The 19980-nt window shown below is 69.2% G+C and carries 18 protein-coding genes; 13 read left to right on the top strand and 5 right to left on the bottom strand.

Annotated features, from left to right (window positions below; genetic code table 11):
* The first annotated feature begins 10 nt into the window (after nt 1-10).
* Together ACTWP6_RS00775 and ACTWP6_RS00780 are read left to right on the top strand one after the other, a co-directional pair.
* Nucleotides 11-1186, top strand: a complete 1176-nt coding sequence (locus ACTWP6_RS00775) for an SPFH domain-containing protein (protein ID WP_260752223.1) — start codon at nt 11-13, stop codon at nt 1184-1186.
* Complete coding sequence (locus tag ACTWP6_RS00780; RefSeq protein WP_260752224.1) at nt 1183-1545, top strand: DoxX family protein; 363 nt, start codon at nt 1183-1185, stop codon at nt 1543-1545. Before ACTWP6_RS00775 ends, ACTWP6_RS00780 begins: the two co-directional genes overlap by 4 nt.
* On the opposite strand, the gene ACTWP6_RS00785 is transcribed toward ACTWP6_RS00780, so the two are convergent.
* Nucleotides 1532-2245, bottom strand: a complete 714-nt coding sequence (locus tag ACTWP6_RS00785; RefSeq protein ID WP_260752225.1) for a TVP38/TMEM64 family protein — start codon at nt 2243-2245, stop codon at nt 1532-1534. The genes ACTWP6_RS00780 and ACTWP6_RS00785 overlap by 14 nt on opposite strands.
* 99 nt (nt 2246-2344) lie before the next feature.
* On the opposite strand from ACTWP6_RS00785, the gene mutA reads away from it, so the two are divergent.
* From mutA to ACTWP6_RS00805, 4 genes are read left to right on the top strand one after another with little or no spacing between them, the layout of a single operon-like run.
* Nucleotides 2345-4225 (top strand): methylmalonyl-CoA mutase small subunit, encoded by a 1881-nt coding sequence (mutA, locus tag ACTWP6_RS00790; protein ID WP_260752226.1) that lies wholly within the window; start codon nt 2345-2347, stop codon nt 4223-4225.
* Between the two features lies 1 nt (nt 4226).
* Nucleotides 4227-6512 carry a methylmalonyl-CoA mutase gene (gene scpA / locus ACTWP6_RS00795; protein ID WP_260752227.1) on the top strand — a complete coding sequence of 762 codons (2286 nt, stop codon included), beginning with the start codon at nt 4227-4229 and terminating at the stop codon, nt 6510-6512.
* Nucleotides 6513-7517: a methylmalonyl Co-A mutase-associated GTPase MeaB gene (meaB, locus tag ACTWP6_RS00800; RefSeq protein WP_260752228.1), complete on the top strand. Its 1005-nt coding sequence runs from the start codon at nt 6513-6515 to the stop codon at nt 7515-7517.
* A 52-nt stretch (nt 7518-7569) separates the two neighbouring features.
* Nucleotides 7570-8862 (top strand): serine hydrolase domain-containing protein, encoded by a 1293-nt coding sequence (locus tag ACTWP6_RS00805; RefSeq protein ID WP_260752229.1) that lies wholly within the window; start codon nt 7570-7572, stop codon nt 8860-8862.
* A 9-nt stretch (nt 8863-8871) separates the two neighbouring features.
* On the opposite strand, the gene ACTWP6_RS00810 is transcribed toward ACTWP6_RS00805, so the two are convergent.
* Nucleotides 8872-9606, bottom strand: a complete 735-nt coding sequence (locus ACTWP6_RS00810) for a hypothetical protein (RefSeq protein ID WP_260752230.1) — start codon at nt 9604-9606, stop codon at nt 8872-8874.
* A gap of 53 nt (nt 9607-9659) precedes the next feature.
* Nucleotides 9660-10034 (bottom strand): XRE family transcriptional regulator, encoded by a 375-nt coding sequence (locus ACTWP6_RS00815; protein WP_260752231.1) that lies wholly within the window; start codon nt 10032-10034, stop codon nt 9660-9662.
* Nucleotides 10035-10170: 136 nt separating this feature from the next.
* Between ACTWP6_RS00815 and ACTWP6_RS00820 the strand changes: the two genes are divergently transcribed.
* Entirely contained in the window at nt 10171-10776 is a 606-nt protein-coding gene (locus tag ACTWP6_RS00820) for a hypothetical protein (protein ID WP_260752233.1), read from the top strand.
* A gap of 240 nt (nt 10777-11016) precedes the next feature.
* Nucleotides 11017-14160 carry an isoleucine--tRNA ligase gene (ileS, locus tag ACTWP6_RS00825; protein WP_260752234.1) on the top strand — a complete coding sequence of 1048 codons (3144 nt, stop codon included), beginning with the start codon at nt 11017-11019 and terminating at the stop codon, nt 14158-14160.
* Nucleotides 14161-14189: 29 nt separating this feature from the next.
* Here the strand turns inward: ileS and ACTWP6_RS00830 are convergent, their stop codons facing one another.
* On the bottom strand, nt 14190-14423 hold the full coding sequence (locus ACTWP6_RS00830; protein ID WP_260752235.1) for an RNA-binding S4 domain-containing protein: 234 nt from the start codon (nt 14421-14423) through the stop codon (nt 14190-14192).
* A 38-nt stretch (nt 14424-14461) separates the two neighbouring features.
* Between ACTWP6_RS00830 and ACTWP6_RS00835 the strand changes: the two genes are divergently transcribed.
* The gene (locus tag ACTWP6_RS00835; protein WP_443186575.1) at nt 14462-15826 is read left to right on the top strand and encodes a DNA polymerase IV; all 1365 of its coding nucleotides are present in this window, start codon (nt 14462-14464) and stop codon (nt 15824-15826) included.
* A gap of 3 nt (nt 15827-15829) precedes the next feature.
* Here ACTWP6_RS00835 and ACTWP6_RS00840 read toward each other — a convergent pair whose 3' ends face one another.
* Nucleotides 15830-16729 (bottom strand): asparaginase, encoded by a 900-nt coding sequence (locus ACTWP6_RS00840; protein WP_443186576.1) that lies wholly within the window; start codon nt 16727-16729, stop codon nt 15830-15832.
* Nucleotides 16730-16771: 42 nt separating this feature from the next.
* On the opposite strand from ACTWP6_RS00840, the gene lspA reads away from it, so the two are divergent.
* Genes lspA through ACTWP6_RS00860 form a run of 4 tightly spaced genes read left to right on the top strand, consistent with a single transcriptional unit; the run spans nt 16772 to nt 19921 of the window.
* The gene (lspA, locus tag ACTWP6_RS00845) at nt 16772-17380 is read left to right on the top strand and encodes a signal peptidase II (protein ID WP_260752238.1); all 609 of its coding nucleotides are present in this window, start codon (nt 16772-16774) and stop codon (nt 17378-17380) included.
* Nucleotides 17377-18306 carry an RluA family pseudouridine synthase gene (locus tag ACTWP6_RS00850; RefSeq protein ID WP_443186577.1) on the top strand — a complete coding sequence of 310 codons (930 nt, stop codon included), beginning with the start codon at nt 17377-17379 and terminating at the stop codon, nt 18304-18306. Before lspA ends, ACTWP6_RS00850 begins: the two co-directional genes overlap by 4 nt.
* The gene (rarD, locus tag ACTWP6_RS00855; protein WP_443186578.1) at nt 18303-19193 is read left to right on the top strand and encodes an EamA family transporter RarD; all 891 of its coding nucleotides are present in this window, start codon (nt 18303-18305) and stop codon (nt 19191-19193) included. Before ACTWP6_RS00850 ends, rarD begins: the two co-directional genes overlap by 4 nt.
* A gap of 53 nt (nt 19194-19246) precedes the next feature.
* Nucleotides 19247-19921: a TetR/AcrR family transcriptional regulator gene (locus ACTWP6_RS00860; protein WP_443186579.1), complete on the top strand. Its 675-nt coding sequence runs from the start codon at nt 19247-19249 to the stop codon at nt 19919-19921.
* The last annotated feature ends 59 nt before the right edge of the window (nt 19922-19980 follow it).

Below are 19980 nucleotides of genomic sequence, written 5' to 3' on the forward strand. Positions count from 1 at the left end.
GGAGTTCCACGTGGATGGCGCTATCGCAGGACTGATTCTGCTGGCCGTGCTCGTCGTCTTCGCGGCGGTGGTCGTCGCGAAATCGGTCGCGTTGATCCCGCAGGCCGAGGCGGCCGTGATCGAGCGCCTCGGGCGTTACAGCAAGACGGTGTCCGGGCAGCTGACGCTGTTGGTGCCGTTCATCGACAAGATCCGCGCCCGGGTCGACCTGCGCGAGCGGGTGGTGTCGTTCCCGCCGCAGCCGGTGATCACCGAGGACAACCTCACGGTGAACATCGACACCGTCGTGTACTTCCAGGTGACCAATCCGCAGGCCGCGGTCTACCAGATCAGCAACTACATCGTCGGAGTCGAGCAGCTCACCACCACCACGCTGCGCAACGTCGTGGGCGGCATGACGCTGGAGCAGACCCTGACGTCGCGCGACTCGATCAACGGGCAGCTGCGCGGTGTGCTCGACGAGGCCACCAACCGGTGGGGACTGCGGGTGGCCCGCGTCGAGCTGCGCAGCATCGATCCGCCGCCGTCGATCCAGGACTCGATGGAGAAGCAGATGCGCGCAGACCGCGAGAAACGCGCGATGATCCTGACCGCCGAGGGCAGCCGGGAAGCGGCGATCAAGCAGGCCGAAGGCCAGAAGCAGGCGCAGATCCTCGCCGCCGAGGGCGCCAAGCAGGCCGCGATCCTGGCCGCTGAGGCCGATCGACAGTCCCGGATGCTGCGCGCCCAGGGCGAGCGGGCCGCCTCGTACCTGCAGGCGCAGGGGCAGGCCAAGGCCATCGAGAAGACGTTCGCGGCGATCAAGGCCGGCAGGCCGACACCGGAGTTGCTCGCTTACCAGTACCTGCAGACTCTGCCGGAGATGGCCAAGGGCGAGGCCAACAAGGTGTGGCTGGTGCCGAGCGACTTCGGTTCGGCCCTACAGGGATTCACCAAGCTGCTGGGCGCGCCGGGGTCCGACGGGGTGTTCCGCTACACGCCGTCGCCGGCCGACGACACGGCGCCGAAGTCCGACGACGAGGAAGTCGCCGACTGGTTCAACACCGAGACCGATCCCGCGATCGCGCAGGCCGTGGCCAAGGCCGAGGCCGAGGCGCGCACCCCGGTCCAGGGGCCCGGACTTCTGTCGGCTCCGGAGGCGCCCGGCCAGTTGGCTGCGCCGCGGCACGGGGCGCCGGAGCAGTGAGCGCGCTGACCTCGCCGCGCACCTACGTCGTGCTCGCCGCGGTGCAGGCCGCCGACGCGGCGGCGTGTGTCGGCCCGATCGCGCCGGTCAAGAAGGCGTTCGACGACGTCGGCCTGCCCGAGGAACTGCGCCCGTTGATTCCGGTGGTGAAGGCCGCCAGTGCGGTGGGGTTGCTGTCGGTGTTCCGCTGGCCGGCGCTGGCCCGGCTGACCACGTTCATGCTCACGGTCTACTTCACGCTCGCGGTCGGCTCCCACGTCCGGGCCAGGGACTGGAGCCCGGGTCTGGTCGCGGCGTCGTCGCTGCTCGCGATGTTCGGAGCGATGACGGTGAAAGGGCCGGACGTCAGGACGCCGTGATCGGTGTCTGGCTGCGCCGGTGGGTCCTGATCTCGTAGATCAGACCGGCCACGCCGAGCGCCGCGGTGCAGACCGACACCACCAGCAGCAGCGGGCTGACCCGTCCGGTCAGCGCGTCGCCGAAGATCACGATGGCCGATGTGCCCGGCAGCACGCCGGCCAAGGTGGCCAGCGTGTAAGGCACCACCCGCACCGATGACGCCCCCGCGGCGTAGTTGAGCACCGAGAACGGCACGGCCGGAATCATCCTGGTGGCGAGTACGACGGGCCAGCCCCGCTCCCGCAGCCGCCGGTCGACGGCGTCGACGCGGGGATGTGACACCCATCGGCTGACCTGCCAGCCCACGGTGCGGACCAGCAGCAGCGCGATGACCGCGCTGAGCGTGCTCGCGGCCACTGCGATCGGGATGCCCAGCACCGGGCCGAACAACAGTCCGGCGGCGAGTGTGAACGCGGTACGCGGAAACGGGAACACCGTGACCACGACGTGCGCGGCGAAGAACGCCAGCGGGAACCACGCTCCGACCGAGGTGGCCCAGTCCCGCAGCTGCAGCGCGGTCGGTAGCGGCACGAACAGCGCAACTGCGACGAGAATCACAATCCCGCCCAGGACCGCGGCGAGCTGTCCCCGCGGTGCCGTCTTCAGCGTGGCGACGACCGTGGCACCGACGGTACGAAGCGTGCTGACTACGGATTTCACGCTTACCAAGAGTACGGGGGCGTAGCTGATGCGATCGGCGACCGCTCCGGTGCCGTGCGCCACCGGCGCACGCTGGTGTGATGGCCATCATTTAGCCTGATGGCTGTGCAGAAACCCAGCGCCGGCGCTGCCGGTGGAGTAATCGACGCCGATCTGGACCGGTGGCGCTCCGCTGTGGCGGGCGTTCTGGCGAAGTCTTTGAAGCGGGATCCCGCCGACCTGCCGGCCGAGCCCGAGCGTCTGCTCGATTCGGCCACCTACGACGGATTCCCGATCAAGCCGCTCTACACCGCTGCCGACGAACGTGCCGAGCCCGCCCTGCCGGGCCGGTGGCCGTTCGTGCGCGGCGGCGACGCCCTGCGGGACACCAAGTCCGGGTGGAAGGTCGCCGAGGCGTTCCCGGCCGAAGCCGGAAGCGTCGCCGAGGCCAACGGCGCCATCCTGCTGGCGCTGACCGAAGGTGTCAGCGCGCTGGTGCTGCGGGTCGGTGACACCGCCGGCGCGGTGGCGCCTGGGGACCTGGAGCGGTTGCTCGACGGGGTCTACCTGGACCTGGTGCCGGTTCTGGTGGAGGTCGCCGGCGACGGGTCGGCCTTCCGCGCCGCCGCCGATGCGCTGCTGGCGCTGCTCACCGGCCTCGACGGGGACCAGCGTTCGCGGCTGTCGATCGATCTCGGCGCGGACCCGCTGACGGCGCCGCTGGCCGGCCGCCCGGCGCCCGAGGCCGCCGACGTCGTGGCGATCGCCCGGAAGGCGCTGGAGTACGACACGCACGTGCGGGCGGTCACCGTCGACGGTCCGGCTTTGCACAACGCCGGCGCCAACGCCTCCTGGGAACTCGGTGCCTCCGTCGCCGCGGGCGTCGCCTACCTGCGGCTGTTGACCGACGCCGGGCTGTCGACGGCGCAGGCGCTCGGACAGATCAGCTTCCGTGTCGCCGCCGACGACGACCAGTTCATGACCATCGCGAAACTACGTGCTGCGCGCCAAGTCTGGGCCCGCGTCGCAGAGGTGGTCGGCGAACCCGAAGCCGGGGCGGCCACCCTGCACGCCACCACGTCGCTGCCGATGATGACCGCGCGGGACCCGTGGGTGAACATGCTGCGCACCACCGTGGCCGCGTTCGCCGCGGGAGTCGGGGGCGCCGACACGCTCGTGGTGCACCCCTTCGACGTCGCGATCGATGGTGGATTCCCCGGTACGGCACGCAGTTTCGCGCGCCGTATCGCCCGCAACACCCAGCTGCTGCTCCTCGAGGAATCCCACCTGGGGCAGGTGCTCGACCCGGCGGGCGGCTCCTGGTTCATCGAGGACCTCACGCGCAGCCTCGCCGAGCAGGCTTGGCAGAACTTCCAGGAGATCGAGGCCCGCGGCGGATTCGAGGCGGCGCGCGAGCACATCAGCGCCCGCATCGCCGAGGTCGCCGAGCGGCGCGCCGACGACATCGCGCACCGGCGCACCGCCGTCACCGGTGTCAACGAATTCCCCAATCTGGACGAAGTGCCGCTGCCCCAAGGGGATCCACTCCCGAACGTGCAGCGCTATGCGGCGGCCTTCGAGGCGCTGCGGCACCGTTCGGACGCCCATCTGGAGAAGACCGGTGCCCGGCCGAAGGCGATGCTGCTGCCCCTGGGGCCGTTGGCCGAGCACAACATCCGCACCACCTTCACCGCGAACCTGCTGGCCTCCGGCGGGATCGAGGCCGTCAACCCCGGCCCCCTGGACGCCGCTGCCGTCGGAGCCGCGGTCACGGAGGCCGGTGTCACCCAGATCGCGGTGATCTGCGGCACCGACGCCCGCTACGCCGGTGAGGTGTCGGCCGTCGTCGACGCTGCGCGCGCCGCCGGGGTGGCACACGTCCTGCTGGCGGGACCGGAAAAGGCGGTCGCCGAAGCCGATTCGAAGCCCGACGGCTACCTCACCGCGAAGATCGACGCGGTGAGCGCTCTGTCGGACCTGCTGACCCGATTGGGGGCATGACATGACCGTGCACGATGTCGCCGGCGAGCAGGCCGGCGCTGCCGGGGCGAACAGCATCCAGAGCTTCGCCGACGTCCCGCTGCAGGGGGACACCACGGTGAGCTCGCCGACCCCGTCGGACGTCGACGGCCAGGTGTCCGCGGCCGCGGCCGCACACGGGTACACCGCCGACCAGTTGGACTGGTCCACCCCGGAGGGCATCGACGTCAAGCCCGTCTACATCGGCGCCGACCGTGACTCGATCGTCGAGGCGGGTTACCCGCTGCACAGCCTGCCCGGCGAACCGCCGTTCGTGCGCGGCCCGTATCCGACGATGTACGTCAACCAGCCCTGGACCATCCGCCAGTACGCCGGGTTCTCGACGGCCGCGGAGTCCAACGCGTTCTACCGGCGCAACCTGGCCGCGGGACAGAAGGGTTTGTCGGTGGCGTTCGACCTCGCCACCCACCGCGGTTACGACTCCGATCACCCGCGCGTCGCCGGCGACGTCGGCATGGCGGGCGTGGCGATCGACTCGATCCTCGACATGCGCCAGCTCTTCGACGGTATCGACCTGTCCTCGGTGTCGGTGTCGATGACCATGAACGGAGCCGTGCTGCCCATCCTCGCGCTGTACGTGGTGGCCGCCGAGGAGCAGGGTGTGCCGCCGGAGAAGCTCGCCGGGACCATCCAGAACGACATCCTCAAAGAGTTCATGGTCCGCAACACCTACATCTATCCGCCGAAGCCGTCGATGCGGATCATCTCCGACATCTTCGGTTACACCAGCGCGAAAATGCCGAAGTTCAACAGCATTTCGATCTCCGGCTACCACATCCAGGAGGCGGGCGCGACGGCCGATCTGGAGCTCGGTTACACGCTGGCCGACGGTGTGGAGTACATCAAGGCCGGCCTGGACGCCGGGCTGGACATCGACAAGTTCGCGCCGCGGCTGTCGTTCTTCTGGGGCATCGGCATGAACTTCTTCATGGAGGTGGCCAAGCTGCGCGCCGGCCGGCTGCTGTGGAGCGAGATGGTGTCGCAGTTCGACCCCAAGAGCTCCAAATCGTTGTCGCTGCGCACCCATTCGCAGACCTCCGGCTGGTCGCTGACCGCCCAGGACGCGTTCAACAACGTGGCGCGCACCTGCGTGGAGGCGATGGCCGCCACCCAGGGGCACACGCAATCCCTGCACACCAACGCCCTCGACGAGGCGCTCGCGCTGCCCACCGACTTCTCGGCCCGCATCGCCCGCAACACCCAGCTGCTGCTGCAGCAGGAGTCGGGCACCACACGCCCGATCGACCCGTGGGCCGGTTCGTACTACGTCGAGTGGCTGACCTATCAGCTGGCGGAGAAGGCGCGCGGCCACATCCGCGAGATCGCCGAGCACGGCGGTATGGCGCAGGCCATCAACGAGGGCATCCCGAAGCTGCGCATCGAGGAGGCGGCCGCGCGCACCCAGGCGCGCATCGACTCCGGACAGCAGACCGTGATCGGCGTGAACCGCTACCAGGTCGACGAGGACCACGAGATCGAGGTTCTCAAGGTCGAGAACAGCCGGGTGCGGGCCGAGCAGATCGCGAAACTGGAAAAACTCCGCGCGGAAAGGGATGAGCGCGGGACACAATCCGCGCTGGCCGAGCTGACCCGGGCCGCCGCGGCGACCGGTACCGCCGGAGTGGATGGCCTGGGCAACAACCTGCTGGCGCTGGCGATCAACGCCGCGCGCGCCAAGGCCACCGTCGGCGAGATCTCGGATGCGCTGGAGAAGGTGTACGGCCGGCACCAAGCCGAGATCCGCACCATCGCAGGGGTTTATCGAGACGAGGTGGGTATGGCGAGCAACGTGAGCAGCGCGACCGAGCTCGTCGAGAAGTTCGCCGAGGCCGACGGCCGCCGGCCCCGCATCCTGGTCGCCAAGATGGGTCAGGACGGCCACGACCGCGGCCAGAAGGTCATCGCGACCGCGTTCGCCGACATCGGCTTCGACGTCGACGTCGGCTCGCTGTTCTCCACCCCTGAAGAGGTCGCCCGACAGGCGGCTGACAATGATGTCCACGTCGTCGGGGTGTCCTCGCTGGCGGCCGGTCACCTCACGTTGGTACCTGCGCTGCGCGACGCGCTGGCCGAGGTGGGCCGGCCCGACATCATGATCGTCGTCGGCGGGGTCATCCCCCCGGGTGACTTCGACGAGCTGTACGCCGCCGGCGCGACCGCGATCTTCCCGCCCGGCACCGTCATCGCCGATGCCGCAATCGGGCTGCTGAACAAGCTGGCCGAACGACTCGGGTACAGCTTGAGCTAGATGAATCAGCCGGTCCACGAGCTCGCCGACCTCGCAACCGCTCTGCGCAGCGGCGACCGCTCGGCCCTGGCGAGGGCGATCACGCTGGTCGAGTCGACCCGCCCCGACCACCGGCAGAAGGCACAGGAGCTGCTGCTGGAGCTCATGCCCGAAGCCGGCAGCGCGCTGCACGTGGGGATCACAGGCGTGCCCGGGGTCGGCAAGTCGACGACGATCGAAGCGCTCGGCATGCACCTCATCGAGCAGGGGCACCGGGTGGCGGTGCTTGCGGTCGACCCGTCCTCGACGCGGACCGGGGGATCGATCCTCGGTGACAAGACCCGGATGGCGAAGCTGGCGGTGCACCCGGACGCCTACATCCGGCCCTCACCGACGTCGGGAACCCTCGGTGGGGTTGCCAAGGCCACGCGCGAGACGATCGTGCTGCTCGAAGCCGCCGGCTACGACGTGATCCTGGTCGAGACGGTTGGAGTCGGGCAGTCCGAGGTGACCGTCGCCAACATGGTCGACACGTTCGTCTTCCTCACGCTGGCGCGCACCGGCGACCAGTTGCAGGGCATCAAGAAAGGGGTGCTCGAGCTCGCCGACATCGTGGTGGTCAACAAGGCCGACGGTGAGCACGCCGTCGAGGCCAAGGCCGCCGCGCGCGAACTCGCCGGGGCCATCAGGCTGATCTATCCCCGTGAAACGCTCTGGCGTCCACCGGTTCTGACGATGAGCGCGTTGACCGGCGCCGGGCTCGCGGAGCTCTGGCAGACGATTCTCAGACACCGTGACGTGCTCACCGGGGCCGGACAGTTCGAGGCCAGGCGGCGCACCCAGCAGGTGGAGTGGACATGGTCGATGGTCCGTGACACCGTGCTCGACCGAGTGCTGTCGAGTCCCGGGGTGCGCGCGATCCGCGGTGAGGTCGAGCGTCGGGTTCGCGACGGCGAGCTCACCCCGGCGCTGGCCGCGCAGCAGATCCTCGACGCGGTCGAACCGGCACCGAAAAGCTCCGGCTAACGAATAGGTAAACTCCCGTTAGTTTGCCGCGTGCCGGGGTAAATTTACCCTCGTGACGGGCGTAGACAACCCGGAGCGCGGTGCGGCGCTCTCTCACGGCCATGGTGCGGCTCTGCCCCGCGGCCTACAGGGCGCTGCCGACCCCAATTTCTCCTGCGCTGTGCGCGCGTTCGCGCAGCTTTTTCCGTGGCGCCGCCTCGGCGGCGGAGCGCTGTCGGTGTACCTCGACGGCGAGCCGGTGGTGGACGTGTGGACCGGGTGGGCCGACCGCAAAGGCACCCGGCGCTGGACCGCCGACACCGCACCGATGGTGTTCTCGGCGACCAAAGGGGTCGCGGCCACTGTCATCCATCGGCTGCACGACCGGGGCCTGATCGACTACGACGCGCCCGTCGCCGAGTATTGGCGGGAGTTCGGCGCAAACGGTAAGGCGACGATCACGGTGCGCGACGCCCTGCGTCACCGGGCGGGGCTGTCTCAGCTCAACGGTGTCGCCAAAGCCGACCTGCTCGATCATCTCGGGATGGAGGACAGGCTCGCCGCGGCGCCGCGAAGCTGGCTCCACGGCAAGCCTGCCTACCACGCGTTCACGTTCGGCTGGCTCCTTTCCGGACTTGCCCGTGCGGTTACCGGCAAAGGGATGCGGGAGCTGATCCGCACCGAAGTGGCCGCCCCGCTGAACACCGACGGACTCCATCTGGGCCGGCCGCCGGTGCAGGCCCCCACGCAACCCGCCCAGATCATCGGTCCGCAGACGCGGTTGCAGAATCCGGTGTTCAACCTGGTGGCTCCGCGCGTCGCGGCGTTGCCGTTCTCGGCCGCGTTCGGCGCGATGTACCTGCCCGGGGTCAAAGCGCTGGTGCAGGGAGACACCCCGCTGCTGGACAGCGAGATTCCCGCCGCCAACGGTGTCGCGACCGCGCGGGCGCTGGCCCGCATGTACGGCGCGATCGCCAACGGCGGACGGATCGACGGCACCCAGTACCTGTCCAGCGAGACCGCGGCCAAGCTCATCGGCAGGACGAGCCTGCGGCCTGACCACAGCATGATCATGCCGCTGTCGTTCCACCTGGGTTATCACGGTCTGCCCTTCCCCGGGATCCTGCCCGGGTTCGGTCATGTCGGGCTCGGCGGCTCGCTGGGATGGGCCGATCCGCAGACCGGGCTGTCCTTCGGCTACGTACACAACCGGCTGCTCACTCCGCTGGTCGTCAGCGATCAGGCCGGCTTCGTCACCACCGCGGCCCTGATCCGTCGCGGGGCCGCGCTGGCCCGCAAGAACGGCTACCGCCCGGTGCGCGAGTACGGCGCGCCGTTCACGGAGGTCACCTCCACCGCGGTATGACCGCCGGGCTCAGCGGTTCGCCGTGGTGAACCAGCGGGTCTTGATTCGCCACGAGTAGGCGGACGTCAACGCGAAACCAGCGCCGCAGGCGCAGGCGAACACCCAGACCAGCGTGGTGCCCTGGACGGTCTGCAGCTGGGGGACGAACGCGGTGGTGATGCGCACCACGCAGGCGCCGATCCCCATCGCCGACGCGAACAGGTAGACGTTGGCGACCTGCCGGGACCGCGGGTCGGTGCGCAGGACCATGAGCGCTCGGATGCCGTAGCCGAGCAGGTAGATCAGCATGCCGCAGAGCAGCAGCCAGTACACGTTGAGCCAGAAGTCGGTGGGCACGTCGAAGAAGTCCCGGCGGTAGACCGAGGCTCCGTTACCGAGCCAGAACGCGGCCAGCAGAAGCGGGATGCACACCGTCGCCGGACGCTCGATGTGCTGACGGAACCGTTGCTGCAGGGCGTGGTCCTGTTCCAGCCTGCCCAGAGTGTTGTAGACGACTGCCGACGCGGCGACGATGTAGCAATCGTGGCCGAGATAGTCCTCCAGGTTCCACTTCCCGGTCAGGGAGTACAACAGCGGGCCGAGGGTCTCCGAGGCCAGGGGCGACATCAACAACACCGCCATGCCCTGCAGCGCAATGTTGAGCGTCGCGGCGACCTCCCAGCGGCACGACCAGGTGACGCGGCGAATCCACAAGCTCCACGCGATGCACATCAATGTGATCGCGATGAGTGATGCCAGAGCCATAGGGAATCGCTTTCGAGCGGGCCGTTGTCAGCAAATTGTATGCGCTGAAAGGCCTAAAGGGGAGGAGCGTCCATCCGCGGTGTCAGTTCCGAGAGTCGCGTGCGGCGGGTTGTTTCCGCCTTGGTGGTGGTCCCCGGCAGGGTGCTCACCGCTGGGCCGACCGGGCCGGTCGCCTCGATGTACTGCCACACCTCCTGCCGGCTCATCAGGCCGAACTGAATCTGCAGGTCGGGGTAGCTAAGCGCGAAGCGGTCGGCGACCAGTCGCAGTTCCTCGGCCGAGGGGTAGTCGGCCTCTTTGATCCGCCGGTAATAGGTGCTGCTGGAGATGCCGAGCGCGTCAATGATGTCCTTGGCGTCGATCTCTCCGTCGAGGAGATAGTCGAGCAGGGCTTTCAGCTGTCTGCCGTTCTCATCAGTGCGGGGCATTTGTCCACCATAATGTGCGATCCCTCGTTTGGGCAGCCCCTCCCGGCAAATAGATAACACGCCCTTTATTGACATGGCCGTCACAGTTTTGGGAGCGGTCTCCCAAATTTGGGACATTCGCTGTACGGTTAGCCACATGGTCGCTCCATACATCTCGGACGAGGTCAAACAAGGGCCCGTCCACTCCGCGCCGGTAGCGCTGGAGGTGTTCGATCGCCCCGCGATCGACGTGCTGCCCGCTCGGTCACGCAAATTCGCCACCACGCCGTCGAGCGAACTGACCGAGGAACTCGACGGTGCGGCGGAATGGCTGGGCGTGCAGGTCGAGGAGATCTTGCTGGCCGCCCTCGCGCGCACCTTGGGCCGCACCCGCGGTGACGGGTCCGTCGCCGTCGACGTCACCGGCGGTCATCGCCGGCTCAACCACCGGGTCTCCATGTTGTGCGCGACGCAGATGCCGATGGCTCCGACCGAGATGCTGCAGGGCGCCCACAGCGCGCTGGCGGCGGCGCCTGGTCATCCGGTGGCGCAGTCCGAGGTGCTGCTCAACGTCGCCGACGGTGCGGACGACGGGCCGAGCGCCCGCGCGCTGGAACTCCGGGTCCAGCGGGTCTCCGGATTGCTGCACATCGACTGGTGGTACGACGAGTCCCGCCTCGACGAGTACTCCGTCCAAGAGATGGCCGAGCAGTTCCCGCTGGCCGTCATCGAGATCACCTCGGACGCAGCGGCGCCGCTGTAGACGCGCCCGCTAAACTGGGACGATCGGCGTCGATCCGGTCATCACCGGGGAGCCTTCGGAAGAACAGCGGGAGCCGCAGTGCTCACGCCCAGTAGAACCGAACGGGTGGGCCCGTCATCGCCCTGACTTGAGTGGCGCACCTTGGTGGTGCGCAAGCGGGGTGGTACCGCGGCGCTCGCGCACCGGCGCGACGTTCGTCCCCGTGCCTGAAGTCGACATGGCACGAGGAGCACGACGTCCGTGACCGCATATCCGAAGCCCGCCGCCGGCGCCCCGAAGTTTCCGGAGCTGGAAGCCGAGGTGCTGAGCTACTGGGACAGCGACGACACGTTCCGGGCCAGCATCGCGCGCCGCGACGGCGCCCCAGAGTACGTCTTCTACGACGGCCCGCCCTTCGCCAACGGGCTGCCGCACTACGGGCATCTGCTGACCGGCTACGTCAAGGACATCGTGCCGCGCTACCAGACGATGCGCGGATACAAGGTGGAGCGCCGGTTCGGGTGGGATACCCACGGTCTGCCCGCCGAGCTGGAGGTACAGCGCCAGCTCGGCATCACCGACAAGGCCCAGATCGAAGAGATGGGCATCGAGAAGTTCAACGAGGCCTGCCGTGAGTCGGTGCTGAAGTACACCGACGAGTGGCGGGCCTATGTCACCCGGCAGGCCCGCTGGGTCGATTTCGACAACGACTACAAGACCCTCGACATCGGTTTCATGGAATCGGTGATCTGGGCCTTCAAGCAGTTGTGGGACAAGGGTCTGGCCTACGAGGGCAACCGGGTGCTCCCGTACTGCTGGAACGACGAGACGCCGCTGTCCAGCCACGAACTGCGCATGGACGACGACGTCTACCAGAATCGGCAGGACCCGGCCCTCACGGTGGGGTTCCGGATCACGTCGGGCGATCTCGCGGGCGCCTACCTTCTGATCTGGACGACGACGCCGTGGACGCTGCCGTCCAACCAGGCGGTCGCGGTCAATCCCGACGTCACCTATGTCGTCGTCGAGTCCGACGGCAAGCGATTCGTACTCGCCGAGGCACGGCTCGGCGCCTACGCACGCGAACTCGGCGAGGAGCCGACCGTCGTCGCCACGTACCACGGCCGCGAGCTTCTCGACGTGCACTACGCGCCGCCCTTCCCGTATTTCATGGACTCGCCGAACGCTTTTCGAGTACTGCCTGCAGAGTTCGTCAGTACCGAAGACGGCACCGGTCTGGTGCACATGTCGCCGGCATACGGCGAAGACGACATGGCGACAGCGCAGGCCGGCGGCATCGAGGCCGTCACGCCGGTGGACGCCAAGGGGCGCTTCGACGCGAGTGTGCCCGACTACGCCGGTCAACACGTGTTCGACGCGAACCCGCAGATCATCCGCGACCTGAAGAACGGCACCGGGGCGGCGGCGGTCAACGGTGCGGTGCTGCTGCGCCACGACACCTACGAACACTCCTACCCGCACTGCTGGCGCTGCCGGAACCCGCTGATCTACCGCGCGGTGTCGTCGTGGTTCATCAAGGTGACGCAGTTCCGGGAGCGCATGGTCGAGCTCAATCAGCAGATCACCTGGTATCCCGAACACGTCAAGGACGGGCAGTTCGGCAAGTGGCTGGCCGGCGCGCGCGACTGGTCGATCTCACGGAACCGCTACTGGGGCACGCCGATTCCGGTGTGGAAGTCCGACGATCCGGCCTATCCGCGAATCGATGTCTACGGCAGCCTCGACGAGCTCGAGCGTGATTTCGGGGTCCGGCCGGACAACCTGCACCGGCCCTTCATCGACGAGCTGACCCGGCCCAACCCCGACGATCCGACCGGGAAGTCGACGATGAGGCGCATCGAGGATGTGCTCGATGTGTGGTTCGACTCCGGGTCGATGCCTTTCGGGCAGGTGCACTACCCGTTCGAGAACCAGGACTGGTTCGACGGAGTCGATTCCGCCGACCCTGACAAGCGGGTTGTCGGGCATTTCCCCGGCGACTTCATCGTCGAGTACATCGGCCAGACCCGCGGCTGGTTCTACACGCTGCACGTCCTGGCCACCGCGCTGTTCGACCGCCCGGCGTTCCGCACGAGCGTGTCGCACGGCATCGTGCTCGGCAACGACGGCCAGAAGATGAGCAAGTCGCTGCGCAACTACCCGGACGTGTCCGAGGTGTTCGACCGCGACGGTTCCGACGCCATGCGCTGGTTCCTGATGGCCTCGCCGATCCTGCGGGGCGGCAACCTTATCGTCACCGAACAGGGCATCCGCGACGGTGTCCGCCAGGTACTGCTCCCGCTGTGGAACGCATATTCGTTCCTGGCGCTCTACGCGCCGGAGAAGGGCACCTGGCGCACGGACTCGACGCACGTGCTGGACCGCTACATCCTGGCCAAGCTCGCGGTGCTGCGCGACGATCTGACCGCCTCCCTTGACGTGTGCGACATCTCGCAGGCGTGTGACCAGCTGCGGCAGTTCACCGAGGCGCTGACGAACTGGTATGTGCGACGGTCGCGTTCGCGGTTCTGGGAAGAGGACCGCGACGCCATCGACACGCTGCACACCGTGCTCGAGGTGACGAGCCGGTTGGCCGCGCCGCTGCTTCCGCTGATCACCGAGGTGATCTGGCGCGGCCTGACCGGGGAACGGTCGGTGCACCTGACCGACTGGCCGGAAGCCGGCGCGGTGCCCGCCGATCCGCAACTGGTCGCCGACATGGACCTGGTGCGCGAGGTCGCCTCCGCGGGGTCGTCGCTGCGTAAGGCGAAGAAACTGCGCGTGCGTCTGCCGCTGCTGAAACTGACTGTGGCCGTGCAGGATCCGAAGAGGTTGGAACCCTACCGGGATCTCATCGCCGATGAGCTCAACGTGAAGTCCGTCGAACTCACCGATGACATCGCCGGCCACGGCCGCTTCGAGCTGACCGTCAACGCCCGGGTCGCCGGACCGCGCCTGGGCAAGGACGTGCAAGCGGCGATCAAGGCGGTCAAGGCGGGGGAGGCGGTCGTCAACGACGATGGCACGCTCACCGCGGGCCCGGCTGTGTTGCAGCCCGAGGAGTACAGCTCGAGGCTGGTCGCCGCGGATCCCGAGTTCACCGCCGCGCTGGCCGACGGAGCCGGGCTGGTGGTGCTCGACGGCACCATCACCCCGGAGCTGGAAGCCGAGGGCTGGGCCAAGGACCGGATCCGCGAGCTGCAGGAGCTGCGCAAGTCCACCGGACTTGACGTCTCCGACCGCATTTCGGTGGTGATCTCGGTGCCGGCCGAGAACGAGCAGTGGGCCCGGACCCACCGCGATCTCATCGCGGGTGAGATCCTGGCGACCAGTTTCGAGTTCGGCGATCCCGCCGACGCGACCGAGATCGGCGACGGCGTGCGGGTGGCGATCAGCAGAGCGTGACGGCCCGCGCGGCGGTGGGCCGGCGAGGGTCACCCCGCGCTGACGCGGGCGCTGCGACCGGAGAACGCCACCACGTCACCCGGATGCAGCTGCCTGCCGCGGCGCTGCTCGGTGTCGCCGTTGACGGTGACCAGGCCGTCGGCGATCACCGACTTGGCGTCGGCGCCCGAATCGATCAGCCCTGACAGCTTCAGGAACTGACCGAGCCGGATCGATGCGTCCCGGATCGCGACGTCGGCCGGCTCACTACTCGGGTGTGCCATACCGCCACGGTATCCGGCACCGCCTAGCATCGGCGGATGTGGCCGCCCGATGGGTCCTGCACCTGGACATGGATGCGTTCTTCGCTTCCGTGGAACAGCTGACCCGGCCCACGCTACGGGGCAGACCTGTGCTCGTCGGCGGGCTGGGCGGGCGCGGGGTGGTCGCGGGTGCCAGCTACGAGTCTCGGGTTTTCGGTGCCCGCTCGGCCATGCCGATGCACCAGGCCCGCCGGCTGGTCGGCGCCGCCGCCGTCGTGCTGCCTCCCCGCGGAGTGGTCTACGGACTGGCCAGCCGCCGGGTGTTCGAGACCGTGCGGGCCAAAGTGCCTGTGCTCGAACAGCTGTCGTTCGACGAGGCGTTCGGCGAGCCGGCCGAGCTGGTGGGCGCCGCGCCGGCCGAGGTCGCCGCGTTCTGCGAGGAACTGCGAGCCGAGGTGGCCGAGGCCACCGGGCTGGTCGCCTCTGTGGGCGCCGGGTCGGGCAAGCAGCTGGCCAAGATCGCGTCGGGACTGGCCAAACCGAACGGCATCACGGTGGTGCCCCGCGACGAGGAGCGGGCGCTGCTCGACAGGCTGCCGGTGCGTCGGCTCTGGGGCATCGGGCCGGTGGCCGAGGAGAAGCTGCACCGGCTGGGTATCGAGACCGTCGGCGAGTTCGCCGCCCTCACCGACGCCGAGGTGGGCAACATCCTCGGCCCCACCGTGGGACCCGCGCTGCACCGGCTGGCGCGCGGTGTCGACGACCGGCCGGTCGCCGAGAACGCCCCGGCCAAACAGATCAGTGCGGAGTCGACCTTCCCCGAGGACCTCACCACGATGTCGCAGCTCGCCGACGCCGCGGGGCCGATCGGCGAGCACGCGCACCGGCGGCTGCTCAAGGACGGACGTGGGGCGCGCACCGTCACCGTCAAGCTCAAGAAATCCGACATGAGCATCCTGACAAGGTCGGCTACGTTGCCTTACGCCACCACCCACGCGGGCACCCTGATCGCAACAGCGCGCCGGCTGTTGCTCGACCCGGTGGAGATCGGGCCCATTCGTCTTATCGGCGTGGGCTTTTCGGGTCTCTCGGAGGTGCAGCAGGAGTCGTTGTTCCCCGACCTGGAGCTGATGGCCACCGAAGAGGTCGCCGGGGACGGCGCGCCACAACTGGCTGCGGATCTTGTCCCGGCCGCGCCGGCGTGGCGTGTCGGCGACGACGTCGCGCACCGCGACCTCGGGCACGGGTGGCTGCAGGGCGCCGGTCACGGGGTGATGACGGTGCGGTTCGAGACCCGAAGCAGCGGACCGGGACCGGCGCGCACGTTTCGCGCCGACGACCCCGACATCACGCGCGCGAACCCGGTGGACAGCCTGGACTGGCCGGAGTACGTCGAACAGCTCGCCCGCCGGGACAGCCCGTAGCGCTCAACCCCAGCGGGCGAAGACCGGTGCGGGGTCGGCCGCCGCGGCCAGCGACGCCATCAGCAGCACCCGGGCCTGCGGCGGCCGCAGCCGGGGCGCCACGAACGCGCCCGCGTCCACCAGAGCGCGCCCGGGCCCGTAACCGGGGCTGACCGCGCCGCCCGGGACACGGGTGGACACCGCGACGGCGAGCCCGCTGCGGCAGTGCCGGCGGACGCCCTCGATCAGGGCCGCGCCGGCGTTGCCCGCGCCGAGCCCCTGCAGCACGACGCCCCGGGCGCCGGCGGCCACGCACGCATCGAGTGCGACGGTGTCCGCGCCCGGGTACGCGGCGACGATGTCGACGCGCGGAGCGTCCGCGGCGCGCAAGGCGCCGAGATAAGGGCGGGTCTTTCCGCCGTCGACGCGATGCCCGGTGAAGCTCTGCAGGTCCGTGGTCGCGACCTTGCTCAGGCCGAGGGCGCCGAACACCTCACCGGCGAAGCTCACGACCACACCGCGTCCGCGGGACTCGGGTCGGGCCGCGACGGTCAGCGCGTCACGCAGGTTGGCCGGACCGTCGGCGTCCGCCGCGTCGGCGCTGCGCTGCGCGCCGGTCAGCACCACGGGTGCGGCGCCGTCGTAGGTGAGCTCGAGCCAGAGCGCGGTCTCTTCCATCGTGTCGGTGCCGTGGGTGATGACGATGCCGGTCGCGCCGGCGCGGGCCGCCTCGTCGACCGCGGCGCCGATCCTGTCCCAGTCGGGCGGGGTGAGTTGCGAGCTGTCCACCGTCAGCGCGTCGACGACCTCGACGTCCAAGCCGGCGGTCAGGTCTGCGCCGGACCGGGTCGGGCGCTTCACCCCCTCGGCGTCGGCGCTCGTCGAGATCGTGCCTCCGGTGGCGATGACAACCAGGCGACCCATGGGTGGGATTCTCGCCCATCACCGCTTTGCGATGATGGACGCGTGACAGACGAATCGTCGGGCCCGGTCGAACCCACGACCGGCGAGGAGTCGGCGGCGACGCCTGCGCCGCGCCGGCTGCGCCTGCTCTTCACCGTCGCCGGGGTGGTGCTCGTCCTGGACATCGTCACCAAGGTGCTCGCGGTCAAGCTGTTGACGCCGGGTCAGCCGGTGTCGATCATCGGCGACACGGTGACGTGGACGCTGGTGCGCAACTCGGGGGCGGCCTTCTCGATGGCGACCGGCTACACCTGGGTGCTGACCCTGGTGGCCACCGGGGTCGTCATCGGCATCATCTGGATGGGCCGGCGGCTGGTGTCGCCGTGGTGGGCGCTCGGGCTGGGTCTGATCCTCGGCGGCGCGATGGGCAACCTGGTCGACCGCTTCTTCCGCTCGCCCGGACCGCTGCGCGGCCACGTCGTGGACTTCCTGTCCATCGGGTGGTGGCCGGTGTTCAACGTGGCCGACCCGTCGGTGGTCGGCGGCGCGATCCTGCTGGTGGTGTTGTCGCTGTTCGGGTTCGACTTCGACACCATCGGACGGCGCCGGCCGGACGGCGGCGACGGCACCGTGGGGCCGCGCCCGCCGGAGGGCGGCGACGAGAACGGATGACGACGCGATCGATGCCGGTTCCCGAGGGGCTGGCGGGCATGCGGGTGGACGCCGGGCTGGCGCGCCTGCTCGGGTTGTCCCGGACGGCGGCCGCCGCGATCGCCGAGGAGGGCGGCGTCGAACTCGACGGAGCGCGGGCCGCCAAGTCCGACAAGCTGACCGCGGGTGCCTGGCTCGAGGTCACCCTGCCCGAGGCGCCCGCGCCGGTGGAGAACACCCCGGTCGATATCGAGGGCATGGAGATCCTGTACGCCGACGACGACATCGTCGCGGTCGACAAACCGCCGGGGGTCGCCGCGCATGCCACCGTCGGCTGGCACGGCCCCACCGTGCTCGGCGGGCTCGCCGCCGCCGGCTTCCGGATCAGCACCTCGGGCATTCACGAGCGGCAGGGCATCGTGCACCGTCTGGATGTCGGCACCTCCGGCGTCATGGTGGTGGCGCTGTCCGAGCGGGCGTACACCGTGCTCAAGCGCGCATTCAAGCAGCGCACCGTCGAGAAGCGTTACCACGCGCTGGTGCAGGGCCACCCGGATCCGTCCAGCGGCACCATCGACGCGCCGATCGGCCGGCACCGGGGCCACGACTGGAAGTTCGCGGTCGTCGAGGACGGCCGGCACAGCGTCACCCATTACGACACACTGGAAGCCCACCAGGCGGCCAGTCTGCTCGACATCGAGCTGGAGACCGGGCGCACCCATCAGATCCGGGTGCACTTCGCCGCGCTGCATCACCCCTGCTGCGGCGACGTGACCTACGGCGCCGACCCGACGCTGGCGAAAAGGCTTGGGCTGGAACGTCAGTGGCTACACGCCCGGTCGCTGGCGTTCGCGCATCCGGCCGACGGCAGACGGGTCGAGATCACCAGTCCCTATCCGGCCGACCTGCAGCACGCGCTCGACGTGCTACGCGGGCAACACCGGTGAGGTCGGGTCTGCTCTTCGGCGCGGGGGCCTACATGATGTGGGGTCTGTTCCCGGCGTTCTTTCCGCTGCTCAAACCGGCGGGAGCGGTGGAGATCCTCGCGCACCGCATCATCTGGAGCTTCGCGCTGATGGTCGTCGTCGTCGCGGTGGTGCGACGGCTCGGCGACCTGAAACAGATCGACCGCCGCACCTGGCTTCTGCTGATCGCGGCGGCCGGGCTGATCTCGGCGAACTGGCTGATCTACGTGTACGCGGTGAACAACGGGCATGTCGTGGACGCGGCCCTCGGCTATTTCATCAACCCGCTGGTGGCCATCGCGCTCGGGATGGTGATCTTTCGCGAGAAGCTCAACCGCTGGCAGGTCGCCGCGCTGGCGGTCGCGGTCGTCGCGGTGGTGATCCTGACGGTGCAGGTGGGGCAACCGCCGCTGGTGGGCCTCGGTCTGGCGCTGTCGTTCGCGCTGTACGGCGCGGTCAAGAAGTCGGTGCGCACCGATCCGCGGGTGAGCGTCGGCCTGGAGGCCGCGATCGCGACACCGTTCGCCGTTGCGTACCTGGTGGTGTTGCAGAGCGGCGGGAACGGCACGCTCACCGGCCACGGCGCCGGCCACGTCGCACTGTTGATCCTGTCCGGAGTGCTGACCGCGCTGCCGTTGCTGCTGTTCGCGGCGGCCGCACAGCGTCTGGCGATGGTGACGCTGGGGCTGCTGTTCTATGTGACGCCGGCGATGCAGCTGTCGTGGGGAGTGCTGGTCGGGGGCGAGCCGATGCCGCCGATGCGGTGGGTGGGTTTCGCCCTGATCTGGTTGGCGCTGGTGGTGTTCACCGCCGACGCGGCTCGCCGTACCCGCGCCGAGCGGCGGTCGTCCCAGCCCGCCCCGGTGTGAACTTTGCGCATTTTGCCGTTGACCGTCTCTCAGCTATGTCATAGCGTTTGCCCGTGGAGGACGACACCCCGGCGGCGCCTGCGGTTCGCAAGCGCGGCCGCCCAGTGGGTGCCGATTCCGAGCAGACCCGCCGCTCGATCGTGCGCGCAGCCCGCGACCTGATCGCCGACCGGGGCTACCACGCTGCGACGTTCCAGCAGATCGCGGCCCGGGCCGGGGTCAGCAGGCCGACGCTGCACTACTACTTCTCCACCCGCGAAGAGCTCTACGAGGTGCTGCTGGCCGACGCACGCGAGCAGCTGGAGCGCTGCGCCGCCGACGCGATGCGGGAGGTCTCGCTCCTCCCGCAGCTGGCGGCGTTCACCGCGGGAATGCAGCGACTGGGCGCCGCCCAGCCGGCACTGGTCAAGATGGTGATCACCGCCAGGATCGACCATCACCGCGGCACGCACCGCCACGACGCCGCGACCGCTGTCGTCACGGCCTCGCACGCGTTCTACGACGCTGTGGTCGTCGACGCGGTGCGCCGCGGCGAGCTGCCCCCCGACACCGACGCGCATGCGGTCGCCGACATGCTCGGCGCGCTGTTCTGGGGGCTGGCCTTCCATGCGGGGTTCGTCGCAGACGCCCACGGCGCACAGGACGCCGATCAGATTGCCAGGCAATTGTTTCTCGTGCTCGGCTGCGGATTGCTGAATCCGCAGAGGGCGGCAGCCGTCGACGCGTGATCGGAAGAACGCGAGACACGCAGCCCGACACGCCGGGCGCTGTCGGCGGGCGGTCCTAG

The sequence above is a fragment of the Mycobacterium sp. 4D054 genome, from assembly GCF_052245755.1.
In the GTDB taxonomy this organism is placed as follows: Bacteria; Actinomycetota; Actinomycetes; order Mycobacteriales; family Mycobacteriaceae; genus Mycobacterium.

Coding starts and splice junctions, on each gene's coding strand:
- mutA (WP_260752226.1), top strand. CDS start 2,345: ATGGCTGTGCAGAAACCCAGCGCCGGCGCTGCCGGTGGAGTAATCGAC.
- scpA (WP_260752227.1), top strand. CDS start 4,227: ATGACCGTGCACGATGTCGCCGGCGAGCAGGCCGGCGCTGCCGGGGCG.
- meaB (WP_260752228.1), top strand. CDS start 6,513: ATGAATCAGCCGGTCCACGAGCTCGCCGACCTCGCAACCGCTCTGCGC.
- ACTWP6_RS00810 (WP_260752230.1), bottom strand. CDS start 9,606: ATGGCTCTGGCATCACTCATCGCGATCACATTGATGTGCATCGCGTGG.
- ACTWP6_RS00815 (WP_260752231.1), bottom strand. CDS start 10,034: ATGCCCCGCACTGATGAGAACGGCAGACAGCTGAAAGCCCTGCTCGAC.
- ACTWP6_RS00820 (WP_260752233.1), top strand. CDS start 10,171: ATGGTCGCTCCATACATCTCGGACGAGGTCAAACAAGGGCCCGTCCAC.
- ACTWP6_RS00830 (WP_260752235.1), bottom strand. CDS start 14,423: ATGGCACACCCGAGTAGTGAGCCGGCCGACGTCGCGATCCGGGACGCA.
- ACTWP6_RS00840 (WP_443186576.1), bottom strand. CDS start 16,729: ATGGGTCGCCTGGTTGTCATCGCCACCGGAGGCACGATCTCGACGAGC.
- ACTWP6_RS00850 (WP_443186577.1), top strand. CDS start 17,377: ATGACGACGCGATCGATGCCGGTTCCCGAGGGGCTGGCGGGCATGCGG.